Genomic DNA, 17,282 nt, shown 5'->3' with positions numbered 1-17,282 from the left:
ATTTTTAACATACAGTTCTCCTTCTTGTGTAGAGTGTTTTTATGTTATGAGTTGCCTTGAATTCGCCGTAGGGCGATTTGCAAATTTTGGTAACCGTGTGCGGTGCTATCGTCTTCTATTGGTGCAGATGTGTCTTGAGACTCTAGTACCAATGATGGGATAGATGTTTTCTCAATTGTTTGTCGCCCTTCTGCTTGGGAAGGTTTCTGTCCTAGCCGCAGGACATAGCTGCCATCGGTGGATTTCTCCTGCAACCATCGCAGAATTGTGACTCGCTTGGCACGAGAGAGGTCACGGGTAACTGGCATGGAATTGGGGTCATGAATATCTAAAGAAAAAGCCAATTCTAAAATGGCACGGTTCTCCCGCACTGAATCGTAGTCTCCCAGGTCAACTAAGCGCTTACTCATAATGGGATAGAGGTTGCCGTACTGTTGGAAAATGGGGTGAATATGCTCCAACCAGGTAGGGCGAACGGGAATTGCATAGGCATCAAAGAGTAAAACGTAGATGGCATCAAGGGATTGTTTTTGACTGTCTGCTTGCCCTTGGAGAGAGTATTGCAGCGTATAGATTTGCCCATCAATGTAACCACGGGGATTACCAGGATCTTCCGTTTCAATTGACAATTTAGCTTTACCAGCAGTATCAGTCGTTAGTGTTAGTGGTAAGTTTTTGAGTGCAGATTTGGGCCAGTCTGTCCAAGGTATTTGAGCCTGGGGAGGTGCGGGATCTTTTGGCGAACCGCCGCCCGCAGTATTATCTGGACAACTGAAAGCAATACTCACTGAGGTATTGGGTAGTGGTTTGCCATAACGACTAGCAAAAAGTTCGATCTCAGCCGTTTCTGTTGGCTCAACTCGTTGCACAAATTTGTCGGCGCGAACAAATAACCCGTCAATACTTTCCCGCACCAAAACTTTTCCTCTACCATCATCAAGCCTCTGAATGAGCGCCAAAGGATTTTCATGTAGGTACTCCAGTTGCTCGGCATCTACAGATGTAGCCCAAATTCCAGCCGTGTTGTACAACCAGCCTGGCCTTTTATGATAGGGAATTGGGCTGCCTAATGCCACAAACTCAATGCCTTCTTCCAGGCATTGAGACTCCTGAATGTTTTTATCAATAACTGCCAACTGAAGTTCACCAAGGTCTTGCAATGTCAAATCAAAATTCAAAGGTAGGGCATTGCCCAAATCAACTGATACAGAGTTTTCTTGTTCATTAACTAAGGCATCAAAGAAGTTGATTTTGTTTAGGGGCGCTCCTGTATCTTTATCAAGATTAGGTACCATCCGCCGCCCTAGAACAAACGAGTGAGGCTCATTCTCATAGTAAGGGCCGATCGCCCCAATTACTTTACCCAGGGTAAACCGCTCGTCGTTCTTGTCTGTACTGTAGCCAAAGGTGGTAAACCGGATTGACAGTTTCCCGTTTTCTTTTGGTAATGCAGCCTTTAGTTCCTCTAAAAACGAAGATCCCTCTAAATCATTGCCCCATTGCAGGTTTGTCAGTACTGATTGAAAAGCAGCAGAGGCTCCTGTAGAGGCACGCGCTTTTTGACGACGACCAAACATGATATCCCGAAAAGAGGCTGGCTCGAACTGCCCAACCAAAAAATCTCGCTGACCATCTGTTAACCGGATGGTTAACCCCCAAATTGCAGAGGCCATCTGGAATTGTGGGTCAAGATCCACCATCTTGCCTCCCACTCGGTTGTTAGAACCATCAATGACAAGATTTAGAGCAGAGTCCTTCCTCATTTGACCATCAATAAAAACGGACTTAACTCTACAGTTTATTAAACGGAATGCTCCTGAACCTATAGGGTTCCACCAACCATTGAGAATTTCACCTTTTGAAAAATCTTGAAAGCGCTTTTCAAAAGTAGCATTGTCATAGTGTCTGACATCGTTGTTCACTGTTGAGACATCTGATTGAAAATCACCTGCAAATACCAGTCGTGTTTTATTTAGATAACTCATCACTAATCCTTAGTTGATGTTTTGGACAGAATCTTTCTCCATTGAGCCAATAGCAAAACCCTTCATCAAGGAAGGCTAATCGCTGAAAATATGCTCTTCATACTTTTGTTAAGAATCAAATAATTAGGTTTCAATGTTTGAATTAGCTGGCTATTTTCAGTTTTCTGACTTGCCTGCATGGCAATTGTCATTAATTAGCATAGCTGGTTAAGTTTTTATAAAAACTTACCAAGACTAGCCTAGTTAACCACTGTTTTTAATTTGTACTAATCATTGAGTAGTGGCAACTCAAATGATTGACTAAGTTGCTAATTTATTTTTGACCATTGGCAAACTTCAATGGCAGACTGATTGAGCCGAATCAGCAGCAAAACAAATGTTGTAGGGACGGGAATCACTACTGCAAAATTTAGATAAAACAGCCTCGATATATGGAAATTTGTTGTTATGTCATTGGCTATCTTGTGCCAATAAAAAACTATCATGTTAACAAGCATACAATACTTAAGAAAAACCAAATTTTTTGGTAAATAGACAATCAATAAAAGTAAAAATAATAACTATGAAGATATTTAAAGGAATAGTTGAATTAGAGAGGAGCGTGATAAAGTTTATACAGGTTTTCTATGAGCAATAATTTATTACAATTTTATGTTTTCTTCCACGCTTACTAACGTGGACAGCATCACGAATCTCCTGTGTTGCTGGCTTTCACGATATGTTACTGAGGAAGGTTTTACATGGTTAGAAGAAAAGCGACAGCAGATTGCTAGAGGGGCTACTGAAAGAGTTTTCTTTACGGCTTTCAGTGCTGTGCCTCGCTATACAGGTAAGAAAGATTTGCAATTGACAGCAGAAGATGTGCAAACGGCTGTTGATATTCGCTCTGGTTGGTATCCCAAGTATTGGACGGTTGATCAGGTGGGGCGGACAATATTGCTGTTAGCACTTCCCCATGATCATGTTGCCACCTATGTGCGATCGCTCGAACAAATCTGCACAACTGCCGATGTCGGGGAGTTAGTCACCATTTATCAAAGTTTGCCACTCTTACCTCATCCAGAACTGCACCGAAAGTGGGCGGCGGAGGGTATCCGCAGCAATATGACTGCGGTCTTCAACGCCGTAGCACTGCATAATCCTTACCCGGCTGATTATTTTGACCCCCCCGCCTGGAATCAGATGGTTCTCAAAGCTCTTTTTATTGGCAGTCCCTTACATTTAATTTGGGGACTTGACCGCCGAGCCAATGCAGAGTTAGCCCGGATGTTGATTGACTACGCTCACGAACGTTGGGCGGCAAAACGTCCTGTGCATCCTCAACTCTGGCGGCTTGTGGGGCCATTTGCCGATACTGCGATCGCTGCCGATCTAGAAAAGGTACTGAATCAGCCCAATATCATCGAACAAAAAGCAGCCGCCTTAGCCTGTTCCCAATCTACCCTACCACAAGCCCAAGCCCTACTAGCTAGTCGCCCAGACTTGCGCTCCTTAATTGAGGAAGGAGGTTTGACTTGGACGAGTTTCAGTGAAAATCACTTAGCAACCTGCTGATAAATCATGCTTGCAAATCAGATCATGTGCATCGATCCGCACGCACACATGACATCCCGCACCACCTATGATTACCTAGTCATGCGGCAATATGGGGTTGTGGCTGTGATTGAGCCATCCTTTTGGCTAGGACAAGCTCGGACTAGCTCAGGGACATTCAAAGATTATTTCAGTAGTTTAATCGGCTGGGAGCGTTTCCGCGCTGGTCAGTTTGGCATTAGACATTACTGCACGATTTCCTTGAACCCCAAAGAAGCCAATAATGAGGCAGTGGCAGAACAAGTAATGGAATTGTTACCTCTTTACCTCTGCAAAGAAGGAGTGGTGGCTATTGGTGAGATTGGCTACGACGAAATGACAGCAGCAGAAGACAAGTACTTCCGTCAACAACTAGAACTAGCTAAAGAACTGGATATGCTGGTGCTAGTACATACTCCCCATCGCAATAAGAAAGAAGGCACAACTCGGAGTATGGATGTCTGTCTTGAGCATGGATTAGATCCGTCGCGGGTGATTATCGATCATGTGAATGAGGAAACAGTCAGAGAGACACTGGAGCGGGGTTTTTGGGCAGCTTTCTCTATTTATCCCCAGACCAAGATGGGCAATGCGCGAATGGTGGAAATTGTACGTGAGTATGGTTGCGATCGCATTATTGTAGACAGTGCCGCCGATTGGGGAATGAGTGATACCTTAGCTGTACCGAAGACGGCTCAGTTAATGCTGGAACGGGGAATTTCCGAAGCGGCGGTGCGGGCTGTTTGTTATGAAAATGCCTTGAAAGCATATAGTCAAAGCGGTCAGATGCAGGAAGATGATTGGCTCAACCCGCCTCCTGTCGATCAACGCCAGTTGTTCAACGGCAATTCCGTACTGCGGGGACAGCAACCAAAATTTGCCGATGAATTTGAATCCTTAATTATTGAATAATCCAATAAAAATTCTGATAACGATTTTATACGAGGTGGTAGCAAATAAATGATATAGAGATTGATATATCAATCTCTATAGGACTCATATTTGATTTTTGAAATATACGTAGTGGCGTGGCAAGGCTAAACTTGTGCAATAAAAAATCCGTTTTATCGGCGTTCATTCCTTCGGTTCCCAACGGGTACGGCGTTCATCGGCGGTTTTCTATTTAAATCTATTGCACTATTTTAGTCCGGTCGCGCTAGTAGCTAGTAGGGTGGGCATTGCCCACCAAAACCCGGATCTGGTGGGCAATGCCTACCCTACAGATACTGAAGTTTTTTCATAAATCAAATCGGATTCCTATATATCCAGAAATAAAGCGCATATTCATCAAAATAATTTAAGTAAGCCGTCGAAAATAAATCAAAGTATGTTGAGTAATGTAAAGTTTTAAAATTGAGTTCGTAGTAAGGACTTTAGTCCTTTTCCCCGGACTAAAGTCCTTACTACAAACCTTGATTTATTTAGGACGTTTTACTTACAAAAAGAGAGATACACATTTTTGTTTTTCTATGAATATTAGGGAATATAAATTAAATACGAGTTTAAACTCGCAAACCTTCTGGGCTTATCTACAACTGATGCGCCCAGCTAATATTGTCACAGCTTGGGCTGATATCTTAGCAGGTTATGCGGCTTCTGGTTTGTTTTTGAGCGACTATGGCTGGCACACAACTGAGATTGTCTGGTTGCTGCTATCTACAACAGGGCTTTATGGCGGTGGTATCGTTTTTAATGATGTATTTGACAGTGCAATAGATGCACAAGAAAGACCAGAACGCCCAATTCCTAGTGGGCGTGCTTCCCGTCTAGGTGCTATTTGGTTAGGGAGTTTGTTGTTACTGATGGGGGTGATAGCAGCATCTCAAGTCACTTTGTTAAGTTTCACTTTGGCGGCGATCGTTGCCCTCGCAGCTATAATTTATGATGCCCTTGGCAAACATCACCCTTGGCTAGGGCCAATCAATATGGGTTGTTGTCGTGGTGGCAATTTATTACTGGGTGTAAGTGCTGTGCCAACGATGGTAGCACAGCAGTGGTTTTTGGCTTTAATTCCCATCGCTTATATTGCAGCTATCACAGCTATCAGCCAAGGTGAAGTTCATGGGGGAAAAAAGACTATTGGAGCGATCGCAATTGGGCTGATTGTGGTAGTAATTAGTGGGCTGTTAGTTCTGGGACTGTTGCCAAATTATCAAGTTTTAATTACATTGCCGTTTGTTGGCTTACTAGCAGGAAGAGTCTTACCACCGTTTGTCAAAGCAGCAGGACAACCGCAACCTGACTTAATCAAATCTGCGGTCAAGGCGGGTGTACTGTCTTTGATTGTATTAGATGCGACAATGGCGGCTGGCTTTGCTGGTTGGGTTTATGGATTATTGGTTTTGCTGCTGCTGCCTATTTCGGCAAGGTTAGCACAACTGTTTGCTGTGACTTGAAGGTAAGTTATGACAACTTTTAGCATTCAGCCTCAACATTCGAAAGACTTAAGGTTTGCGTCTCTCCAGCCACTGGTGCGTGTGACTTTCACTTATAAAGTTCACTTTACTTATGGGTTGTTTGATTTGCCCAATCCCATTCTTGCACAAGCGATCGCCACCCAAGGAGAGAAAAGCCCTAAGCAAGTAGTCGCCGTAGTCGATGGCGGATTATTGTTGCACCATCATCAATTACTAGAGCAATTAACAGCTTATGCCCACAAGTATCAAGATACGATCAAGTTGGCAGTTGAGCCAATCATCATCCCAGGTGGAGAAGCCGCTAAAAACGACTCAAGCTTAGTCGAGCGACTGCACAAAGTAATTCATGATGTTGGCTTGTGTCGCCACTCTTATGTGTTGGCTATTGGTGGTGGATCTGTACTAGATATGGCAGGATATGCAGCAGCAACAGCTCACCGAGGATTGCGCTTAATTAGAGTACCGACAACCGTGTTAGCGCAAAATGATTCCGGTGTGGGAGTGAAAAATGGGATTAATGCCTTTGGCAAAAAGAACTTTATCGGCACTTTTGCACCACCCTATGCGGTATTGAATGACTTTGCTTTTCTGACTAGTTTAAGCGATCGCGATTGGCGTTCCGGCATTGCTGAAGCAGTGAAAGTCGCCTTAATCAAAGATGCAGATTTTTTTCAGTTGATGGAAATACAGGCGCAGGCACTTGTTAATCGCAATATGGATGCAATGCAACAGCTAATCTACCGTTGCGCTCAGTTACATTTAGAACATATTACTCATCAAGGAGACCCGTTTGAAGCGGGTTCCTCTCGACCCCTAGATTTTGGTCACTGGGCGGCGCACAAATTGGAACAGTTAACCAACTATGCACTACGGCATGGTGAAGCGGTGGCTATAGGCATAGCTTTAGATACTACCTATTCTTACCTAGCAGGTTTCCTCTCAAAGTTAGAATGGCGGCGAGTTTTGCATCTATTACAGGCACTAGGATTTAATTTATACGTATCCGCATTGGTAGAGGGATTACACCAACCAAACCATCCCCAATCTCTTTTTCGAGGCTTATCTGAGTTTCGCGAACATTTGGGCGGAGAATTAACTATTACTTTGTTGCAAAAAATTGGTCAAGGAATTGAGGTACATCAGGTAGATTTGCTGTTGTATGAGCAAGCAATTTTGCTGCTATATAAATTTGCTCAATCGGCTGGTAAGAGATGATTTATAAAGTAAACCTTAAATTGTAGTGGACTGACAAGACTAAAATGTTGCATTAATTAACCACAGAGGCACAGAGACGAATGGCACTAAGATAACGTGAAACTCTCACTGTGACTGGGTGTAGGGGTATAGGGGTGTAGGGGTGTAGGGGTTATAAGAAAAACAGTATTGATCAGGTATTTTGATTTAATTATTAGTTCTTTCCCTTACACCCCTACACCCTTACACCCTTACACCCTAAAAGCCAGCTATATTAAGGATTTGCGCTTAACTTAGTGCCATTCGGCACAGAGACACAGAGGTTAGAGAGGAAACTTATTGCACTATTTTAGCCTTGCCACGCCAGTAGCCAGTAGTGGACTGTCTAGACTAAATTTGTGCATTAGCAAACTCTTGTGGGATGGGCATCTTGCCCGTCCAGTGCAGGCAAGATGCCTACACCACAAGAAAATTTTTTGCAACATTTTAGCCTAGACACGCTAGTAGGGTGCGTTAAAGCAGCGCTTAACGCACCGTATTTGCTGGTGCGTTACGGCTAATTTCTCATTTCGCCAACGCTCAAATCCTTACATAGCCGTAACACACCCTACTTCATATTTACTTTATAAGGCGAGGGAGGAGAAACGAAAAAATCACCGTCTTATATCATGTCCGCTTAAATACTTATCATATATTGGGGGCTGGTAATAGGTAATCGGTAATCGGTAATGGCTCACAACAATTACCTATTAGCTATTACGGCGTTGCTGAATTGGAATATGAAATCGCAAAATGACCTTCCTTTTTCTTTGTAACTTAGCGCCTTTGCGCCTTTGCGTGAGACAAATTCATATCTTGATTCAGCAACGCCGCTATTACCAATTACCGACCAAAACAACCATATTATAAGTAATTAGCCGAACTTGATATTACTCCCCTCTCCTCGTAGGAGAGGGGTTGGGGGTGAGGTCAAAACAATGCTTGTCGAACTCACGTTTTTTTACCAATTAATCTCCTCCTCTCACACACAAGAGGAGGAGAATGATATTTAAATTACGCGCTGAAGTATTTAGCTACAGGATGATAGGTAATAATCGCCGTTGTAGACTGTTCTGGATAAAGTTGTTCACTTTCATCCATATATAAATTAATCCTGTTAGTCTCCAACAACTCCAACTGCTTGAACTGATCCTGAATATTCGGACAAGCAGGATAGCCAAAACTATACCGAGAACCTTGATATCTCTGTGCTAACACATCCCGAATATTATCAGGTTCTTCAGTCGCAAAGCCTAATTCACGGCGAATTCTGGCGTGTGTCCACTCAGCTATGGCTTCTGCTATTTGCACTGCTAAACCGTGAAAATACAGATAATCAGTGTATTGATTATCTGCAAATAGTTTTTGTGCGTACTCTGTAGCAATTTCCCCTACAGTCACCGCCTGCATTGGGAAGACATCAATAATTCCTGACTCCTTCGGTGCAAAGAAATCTGCAATACATAGTCTTCTGGAGGATTTTTGTCTGGGAAATTCAAAGTGAGTTCTTGCTTTTGCATCTAGGCTGTTGCTTTCATAGATATACAATGTATTTCCCTCAGATTGACAAGGAAAATAGCCGTAAATTACTTGGGGATGCAGCAGGTTTTCTGTAATGATTTTTTGTTTCCAACTTTCGAGAATTGGATATACTTTCTCATGCAAGAAATCCTGATACTCTTCCTTAGATTGTTCCTTGGGTTTGCGGAATTGCCATTGTCCCGCAATTAAGGCTTGCAAATCTAAATACCAGAATAATTCCTCCCAAGGTATATCAGTTGGTTGTAACAACTGCGTTCCCCAAAATGGCGGTGTGGGACGGTGTATATCTATGGCTACGGCTTCGGAACGTCGGGTGTCTATGACTGGGGACTGGGGACTGGGGATTGGGGACTGGGTAGAAACTGGGTGTTTATGATTAGTAATTACTGATTCATCAGTTGCTACTTCATCTAAAAATCCTTGCAAATTATCCCATTTGCCAGTGGCTTTTGCTGGCATTAATTTGTCCATGAAATGTAAATCGGCAAAAGCATCTTTTCCATAGATGACTTTACCTTTGTAGGTTTTTTGACAATCTTGATGCACAAATTTAGGTGTTAAAGCTGCACCACCTAAAATTACCGGAACGGTGATACCTTTTTCGTTGAATACCTCCAAATTCTCTTTCATGAAGGCGGTGGATTTTACTAGTAACCCACTCATGGCAATACAATCAGCTTGATGCTTTTGGTAAGCATCAATGATGTTTTCCACTGGCTGTTTAATGCCTAAGTTAATCACCTTATAGCCGTTGTTAGATAAGATGATATCTACTAGGTTTTTGCCAATGTCGTGAACGTCGCCTTTGACGGTGGCGATAATTACCGTCCCCTTGGCGTTATTTCCGGCTTCAGATTTTTCCATGAAGGGTTCTAGGTAAGCTACCGCCGCTTTCATGGTTTCGGCTGACTGTAAAACGAAGGGTAGCTGCATTTGTCCTGAACCGAACAATTCCCCGACTACTTTCATCCCATCTAGGAGGAAGGTGTTGATAATTTCCAGGGGAGGATATTGTTCTAAGGCTTTGGCTAATTGCGTTTCTAAACCGATGCGTTCGCCGTCGATGATGTGGCGCTTGAGGCGTTCTTCGATGGGTAGGCTTTCGTCCACGCCTTTGTTGCGTTTGGTTGTAACTCCTTCAAACAGTTTGGTAAGTTCTGTTAGGGGGTCATAAACGCAGACATCACCCTCAAATTGACGCTGGTCATAAATCAACTGACGGCAAACTTCTTGATGGCGTTCTTCGATTTTGGATAATGGTAGAATCTTGCTAGCACTGACGATCGCTGCATCCATCCCAGCCGCCATTGCCTCATGGAGAAACACCGAGTTTAACACAATCCGCGCGGCTGGACTTAAGCCAAAAGATATATTAGATACACCCAAAATTACATGACAACCTGGTAATTCTCGGCGGATGCGGCTAATCGATTCAACTGTCGCCTTGCCATTTTCCCGGTCTTCTTCAATTCCCGTAGAAATTGGTAGAGCTAGGGTATCAAAGAATATTTCATGAGCAGGGATACCATATTCTACCGCTTGACGGTAAGCACGTTGGGCAATTTGAAACTTCTTCTCTGCCGTCCGCGCCATTCCTTCCTCGTCAATTGTGCCAATGACGACACCAGCGCCGTATTGCTTCGCCAATTCCAGCACTTTCAAGAAACGCGGTTCGCCATCTTCGTAGTTGGTGGAGTTCAGCAAACATTTACCACCAGCCACTTTTAAACCCGCCTCCATTTTTTCCCATTCGGTGGAGTCGAGCATTAACGGTAGTGTGACATTATTAACGATACGGGAAACTAATTCGTGCATATCCCGCACACCGTCCCGTCCCACATAATCGACGTTAACATCGAGGATGTGTGCGCCTTCCTTAACTTGCGATCGCGCCATTGAAACCAACCCGTCCCAATCTTCCGAGTTTAGCAAATCACGGCATTTCTTAGAACCACTGGCGTTCAGGCGTTCACCCACAATCAAGAAAGAATTATCTTGGTCGTAAGGTTGAGTATTATATATTGATGCAGCCGCAGGTTCTAAACTTGGCTGTCTGACTTTCGGCTTTAAATCTTTGGTAATTTCTGCCAATTGTTGAATGTGTGCTGGACGTGTCCCACAGCAACCCCCTATCACTTGGACACCCAAATCTTCAACAAAGTGCATCAACGCCATGCGTAATTCCATCGGTGTGAGGCGGTAATGCGCTTGTCCACCCACGTTTTCCGGTAAACCCGCGTTAGGAATACAGGAAACCACAAACGGCGAATGTTCCGCCAAATATTTGATATGCGGTTTCATCAAGTCTGGGCCTGTGGCACAGTTAAGACCGAGAATATCAATTGGGAAAGGTGCCAAAATTGTCAGGACAGCACTGATTTCTGAACCTACCAGCATTGTCCCCATGCTTTCCATAGTCACCGACACCATCAGGGGTATGCGTTCCCCTCTCTTGGCGAAAACTTCTTCAATTCCATTCAGCGCCGCTTTGATTTGCAGCACATCTTGGCAAGTTTCCACAATAAATAAATCAACTCCACCATCTAACAACGCCTCTGCTTGTTCTGCAAAAGCAGTTTTCATGGTGTCAAAGTCGATATGTCCCAAGGTGGGTAGTTTGGTTGTGGGGCCGATGGAACCCGCAACAAACCGGGGTTTTTCGGGTGTGGAAAACTCCGCCGCCACTTTCTTGGCTAATTCGGCGGCTGTTTTGTTGAGGTAGTATGTTTGGTCTGCTAAATCATATTCTGCCAAGACAATGGAAGTACCACCAAAAGTATCAGTTTCGATGACATCTGCACCCACGGCGAGAAAGTCGCGGTGAACCTTGGCGACAGCTTCGGGTTTGGTATGGACTAGGTATTCGTTACAGCCTTCATACTGCACACCGCCAAAATCCTCAGCCGTGAGGTTTTGGGTTTGTAAGTTAGTACCCATTGCACCGTCAAAAACAATTACTGGAAGTTCTGGACTGTGCAGGCGTTTCAGGAAAGGATGAGTCATATTTTCCTAGAGGAAATGAGCAAATCAAGTGAGTTATGTGATACTCAACTTAATCTATTATTTTCCCAAATTACGAGAGGATTGGGGAGTGGGGATTGGGGACTGGGGACACTTCCCTACGGGACGCTGCGCGAACGACAAGCTCAGTGCATCGCTGGGGACTGGGGACTGGGGACTGGGGACTGGGGACTGGCGACTGGGGTAGGGGAGCAACCCACCCCTAGCCCCCTCACAAGTGTAGGTTTTTAATATAGCAGTGAGTTGTAGGGGCGGGTTGATAAATACCTTTGATGATTGATGATGATCTTGGTAAACCCGCCCCTACTAACGAGAAAATCATTGTTTCATCCACACGCCAGTTCGCTCAAGTCTCTTAACCCGCCCACGCGACTGGCTCCCCTACACCCCTCTCTTAAGGGCAGGTTTTTCATAAAGTAATCAGTGAGGACTATAAGATTCAGTAAATTATCAGACTTTCATCTACCCCTACACCCCTACACCCTTATACCCCTACACCCTAAAATCAGTGTTTTTGGGTCGAAGTGTAAAAAACCTGCCCTTGAAAGCCTACACCCCTACACCCTTACACCCCAAACCAAGGTTTTTGGAACACTACGTAAAAAACCTACACCTGTCAGCCCCTAGCCCCTCCCAGGAGGGAAACAGAGAGCAGGGGAGTAAGTGTTTTGAGTATCTGAGATAGATGAATGAGTATCTGAGGTGGATGAATGAGTATCTGAGATAGATGAATGAGTATCTGAGGTGGATGAATGAGTATCTGAGGTGGATGAGCGAGTATCTGAGGTGGATGAATGAGTATCTGAGGTGGATGAATGAGTATCTGAGGTGGATGAATGAGTATCTGAGATAGATGAATGAGTATCTGAGATAGATGAATGAGTATCTGAGGTGGATGAGCGAGTATCTGAGATAGATGAATGAGTATTTGAGGTGGATGAGCGAGTATTTGAGGTGGATATTTTTCTTTTGCTTCTTATCTCTTGCCTCCTTCCATTTGTCAATAGGTTATGTAAAATCTTAAGTAAAGAAATATTTCTTGGCTTACGGTAATGAAACGCATCGTCTTGATTGCTGGATTTGAATCATTTAACGCTGACTTGTACAGAAAGGCGGCTTCTTTAGCTAGTTCTCGCTGTGCTGATTTGGATATTCGAGTGTTTAGCGATCGCAATATTACCAGCAACCGCCAGGAAGTGGAAGCGGCATTACAAGGCGCAGATGTGTTTTTTGGTAGCCTATTGTTTGATTATGACCAAGTTTTGTGGTTGCGCGATCGCGTCTCACAAATTCCCATCCGCCTAGTCTTCGAGTCAGCCTTAGAACTGATGAGTTTAACCAAACTGGGGGCTTTCGCCATTGGCGACAAACCCAAAGGAATGCCCAAACCCGTTAAATTCATTCTTGACAAATTTAGCAACGGACGCGAAGAAGACAAACTCGCCGGTTATATTAGCTTCTTAAAAATCGGCCCCAAACTCTTAAAATTCGTCCCAGTCCAAAAAGTCCAAGACTTACGCAACTGGTTAATTATCTACGGTTACTGGAATGCAGGCGGTTCCGAAAACGTCGCATCCCTATTTTGGACAATAGCAGAAAAATACCTCAACTTAAAGGTCGGCGACATCCCCCCACCAATAGAAACCCCCAACATGGGGCTACTTCATCCAGACTACCAAGGGTTTTTTACCTCCCCCCGTGAATATTTGCAATGGTATCAAACCCGTGGTGGTAGAGACGTTGCATGCAACGTCTCTACACATCCCATCGTCGGGATTCTCCTTTACCGTAAACACGTCATCACCAAACAACCATACATTCCTCAACTAATTCGCCGTTTTGAGGAAGCGGGTTTGATACCCTTACCGATTTTCATTAACGGTGTGGAAGGACACGTTGCTGTAAGAGACTGGATGACAACTGACTACGAACAGCAACAACGGCAAATAGATAATATTGAAACCCCGTCACTTTCCCCAGAAGCAGTCAAAGTTGATGCTATTGTTTCCACCATCGGCTTTCCCCTTGTAGGCGGCCCGGCTGGTTCAATGGAAGCAGGTCGTCAGGTAGAAGTAGCAAAACGCATCCTCACTGCCAAAAACGTCCCCTACACCGTCGCTGCACCATTATTAATTCAAGATATCTACTCTTGGACACGTCAAGGCGTGGGTGGTTTGCAAAGCGTCGTGTTATACGCCTTACCAGAATTAGACGGCGCTATTGATACCGTCCCCCTTGGTGGCTTAGTAGGAGAAGATATCTATTTAGTTCCTGAACGGGTACAGCGTTTAATAGGTAGAGTCAAAAATTGGATAGCTTTACGCCAAAAACCCGCCTCAGAACGCAAAATTGCCATCATTTTATACGGCTTCCCCCCTGGTTACGGTGCAGTGGGTACAGCCGCATTATTAAACGTCCCCCGCAGTTTAATTAAATTACTCCACGCCCTCAAAGACCAAGGTTACAACGTCGGCGATATCCCAGAAGATGGCGAAGAACTAATTCGCCAAGTAAAAGAAGCCGATGAAAAAACAGAAACCACGGATGCACACCAATTAACCCACATAGATATCGGCGTTCATCGGCGTTCATCGGCGGTTAATACCGTCAACGCCCGTACCTTAGAAAAATGGTTAGGATATCTCCGCACATCCCGCATCGAAAAACAGTGGAAATCTCTCACAGGTAGCGGAATTAAAACCTATGGCGATGAATTTCACATTGGCGGTGTACAGTTAGGAAACGTCTGGATAGGTGTCCAGCCGCCCTTGGGGTTACAAGGCGACCCCATGCGCTTGATGTTTGAACGAGATTTAACGCCCCATCCCCAATACGCCGCTTTCTACAAATGGTTGCAAAATCAACTCCAAGCCGATGCTGTAGTCCATTTTGGGATGCACGGGACTGTAGAATGGTTGCCGGGTTCACCTTTGGGTAATACTGGTTATTCTTGGTCGGATATTTTGTTAGGAGATTTGCCTAATCTATATATATATGCGGCAAATAATCCTTCTGAGTCAATTTTGGCAAAGCGTCGCGGTTATGGGGTGCTAATTTCTCACAATGTACCGCCCTATGGTCGGGCTGGTTTGTATAAGGAACTGGTTGCACTGCGTGATTTAATTGCGGAATATCGAGAAGACCCGCAAAAGAATTACGTTTTAAAAGCAGGGATTTGTAAGAAGATTGTTGATACAGGTTTAGATACAGATTGCCCATTTGATGATGCCAAACGCTTGGGTATTCCGTTTACGCCTGAAAATATTAGGATGTTTAGCGCCCATGCTTTTGATGATTATTTGGTGAAGTTGTATGAGTATTTGCAAGTGTTAGAAAATCGCTTGTTTTCTTCTGGACTGCATACGTTAGGTGAACCACCAAATGAGGAGGAATTAGCATCTTATCTCGAAGCTTATTTTGGTGAAGGACAAACAAAATCGCCAGAAACAGAAAAGCAAATCACCGATTTATTAATGCAAACCACAGATGAATTAACTAATTTATTACGGGGTTTGAATGGTGAATATATTCCCCCAGCACCTGGAGGAGATTTATTACGAGATGGTGCTGGTGTGTTACCTACGGGGAGAAACATTCATGCGTTAGACCCCTATAGAATGCCATCACCCGCAGCTTATGAACGGGGTAAGGAAATTGCTAAGAAAATTATCGCCCAGCATTTACAAGAACACCATACATATCCTGAAACGGTGGCGGTTTTATTGTGGGGATTAGATGCGATTAAAACTAAGGGTGAATCTATAGGTATTCTATTAGAATTAGTGGGTGCTGAACCTGTGAAGGAAGGAACGGGGCGCATTGTTCGTTATGAGTTGAAGCCTTTAGCTGAAGTGGGACATCCGCGTATTGATGTGTTAGGAAATCTATCGGGAATTTTTCGGGATAGTTTTGTGAATATCATCGAATTATTAGATGATTTATTTCAAAGGGCGGCGGATGCGGATGAACCAGAAGACCAGAATTTTATTAGAAAACACGCTTTAGCTTTAAAAGCCCAAGGTGTAGAAAATGCTTCTGCAAGATTATTTTCTAACCCTGCGGGTGATTTTGGTTCTTTGGTGAATGACCAAGTTGTTGACGGGAATTGGGAATCTGGGGAAGAATTAGGTAATACTTGGCAAAGTCGCAATGTGTTTAGCTATGGCAGACAGGATAAGGGACAGGCTAGACCGGAAGTTTTGCAGCAGTTGTTGAAGAAGTGCGATCGCATCGTCCAAGAAATAGATTCGGTAGAATATGGTTTGACCGATATTCAGGAATATTACGCCAACACAGGCGGTTTGAAAAAAGCAGCCGAAAAGCAACGCGGGAAAAAAGTTACTACTAGCTTTGTGGAAAGTTTCTCTAAAGACACCACACCCCGCAATTTAGAAGATTTGCTGCGGATGGAATACCGGACAAAATTACTTAATCCCAAATGGGCGCAAGCAATGGCGAGTCAAGGTTCCGGTGGTGCTTATGAAATATCTCAACGCATGACAGCTTTAATTGGTTGGGGTGGTACGGCTGATTTTACCGATGATTGGGTATATGATCAGGCTGCTGATACCTATGCTTTAGATGCCCAAATGGCAGAGAAATTACGCCAAGCCAACCCCGAAGCTTTTCGTAATATTATCGGCAGAATGTTAGAGGCGCATGGGCGCGGTTTTTGGCAAGCTGATGAAGATAAGTTAGCTAAGTTGCGTCAGTTGTATGAGTTGACTGATGAACAATTGGAAGGGGTGACTGTTTAAAATAGATTTGGAAAATTGAACGCAGATAAACGCAGATAAACGCAGATGATTAATATTAGCTATACTTACCTCCATTATATAATGGAGGTGTGTATCTAATTGGGATATCTAGTGCCAATTGTGATTTACACTTTTTTTAACTAGGAAACTATTAATTAATAATATGGAAAACTCTTTCACTGCTGTATTTGAAAAAGTGGATGACTGGTATATAGGCTATGTCCAAGAGTTACCGGGAGCGAATGTTCAAGAGAAAACTTTAGCAGAAGCAAGGGAGAGTTTACGAGAAGCTGTTGAACTTATCCTGATTTCTAATCGAGAACTTGCAGAGAGGCAAATTCTCGATAAAAATGTGATTCGTGAACAGATTAAAGTGAAAATATAGTGAAAAGACGTGACTTAATTCGCCATTTAGAACAGAATGGTTGTTTATTTCTCAGAGAAGGTGGAAAGCACACAATCTATTACAATCCAGTCAACAATAGAACATCAGCAATTCCCAGACATATAGAAATTGTTAATGTTCTGGCTGTTAAAATTTGCAAAGATTTAGAGATTCCGTATCCTTAGCAATTTCTTACATTGTGAAATCTAAATTTTGCTCAGTAAAAAGGGACATCAAGCACTTTATTCTGCACTGTAGAGACGTTGCATGCAACGTCTCTACATCATTTATTTGGTGCAACTTCATAGAGAATTGGTATTAGTGTCATCAATTCCTCAATTATTGTCTATAAGTGATAGAGTCAGCCCAA

The 17,282-nt window shown here is 43.6% G+C and carries 10 protein-coding genes; 8 read left to right on the top strand and 2 right to left on the bottom strand.

Going from position 1 to position 17,282, the window contains the following annotated elements:
- Positions 1–44 precede the first annotated feature (44 nt).
- Positions 45–1,985, bottom strand: a complete 1,941-nt coding sequence (locus H6G83_RS16035) for a hypothetical protein (RefSeq protein ID WP_190474021.1) — start codon at positions 1,983–1,985, stop codon at positions 45–47.
- A 651-nt stretch (positions 1,986–2,636) separates the two neighbouring features.
- Between H6G83_RS16035 and H6G83_RS16030 the strand changes: the two genes are divergently transcribed.
- The 4 genes from H6G83_RS16030 to H6G83_RS16015 all read left to right on the top strand — a co-directional run bounded on the left by H6G83_RS16030 (position 2,637) and on the right by H6G83_RS16015 (position 7,189).
- A complete protein-coding gene (locus tag H6G83_RS16030; protein ID WP_190474019.1) occupies positions 2,637–3,539 on the top strand; it encodes an EboA family metabolite traffic protein in 903 nt (300 codons plus the stop codon).
- Between the two features lie 6 nt (positions 3,540–3,545).
- Positions 3,546–4,469, top strand: a complete 924-nt coding sequence (locus H6G83_RS16025; protein WP_242044620.1) for a TatD family hydrolase — start codon at positions 3,546–3,548, stop codon at positions 4,467–4,469.
- 557 nt (positions 4,470–5,026) lie between these two features.
- Positions 5,027–5,953: a UbiA-like protein EboC gene (eboC, locus tag H6G83_RS16020; protein ID WP_190474017.1), complete on the top strand. Its 927-nt coding sequence runs from the start codon at positions 5,027–5,029 to the stop codon at positions 5,951–5,953.
- A gap of 9 nt (positions 5,954–5,962) precedes the next feature.
- Entirely contained in the window at positions 5,963–7,189 is a 1,227-nt protein-coding gene (locus tag H6G83_RS16015) for a 3-dehydroquinate synthase (RefSeq protein ID WP_190474014.1), read from the top strand.
- A gap of 1,032 nt (positions 7,190–8,221) precedes the next feature.
- Here the strand turns inward: H6G83_RS16015 and metH are convergent.
- A complete protein-coding gene (gene metH, locus H6G83_RS16010; protein WP_190474012.1) occupies positions 8,222–11,752 on the bottom strand; it encodes a methionine synthase in 3,531 nt (1,176 codons plus the stop codon).
- 15 nt (positions 11,753–11,767) lie between these two features.
- Here metH and H6G83_RS16005 point away from each other — a divergent pair, with 15 nt between their 5' ends.
- The 4 genes from H6G83_RS16005 (at position 11,768) to H6G83_RS35365 (ending at position 17,097) form a co-directional block, all read left to right on the top strand.
- Positions 11,768–12,001, top strand: a complete 234-nt coding sequence (locus H6G83_RS16005; protein WP_190474010.1) for a hypothetical protein — start codon at positions 11,768–11,770, stop codon at positions 11,999–12,001.
- 821 nt (positions 12,002–12,822) lie between these two features.
- Positions 12,823–16,527: a magnesium chelatase subunit H gene (gene bchH / locus H6G83_RS16000; RefSeq protein ID WP_190474008.1), complete on the top strand. Its 3,705-nt coding sequence runs from the start codon at positions 12,823–12,825 to the stop codon at positions 16,525–16,527.
- A 163-nt stretch (positions 16,528–16,690) separates the two neighbouring features.
- The gene (locus H6G83_RS15995) at positions 16,691–16,912 is read left to right on the top strand and encodes a type II toxin-antitoxin system HicB family antitoxin (protein ID WP_190474006.1); all 222 of its coding nucleotides are present in this window, start codon (positions 16,691–16,693) and stop codon (positions 16,910–16,912) included.
- A complete protein-coding gene (locus H6G83_RS35365; RefSeq protein ID WP_190474004.1) occupies positions 16,912–17,097 on the top strand; it encodes a type II toxin-antitoxin system HicA family toxin in 186 nt (61 codons plus the stop codon). Before H6G83_RS15995 ends, H6G83_RS35365 begins: the two co-directional genes overlap by 1 nt.
- Positions 17,098–17,282: the final 185 nt, after the last annotated feature.

Source organism: Anabaena azotica FACHB-119, assembly GCF_014697625.1.
Lineage (GTDB): Bacteria > Cyanobacteriota > Cyanobacteriia > Cyanobacteriales > Nostocaceae > Trichormus > Trichormus azoticus_A.
This window is presented reverse-complemented; position numbering and strand designations above follow the sequence as displayed.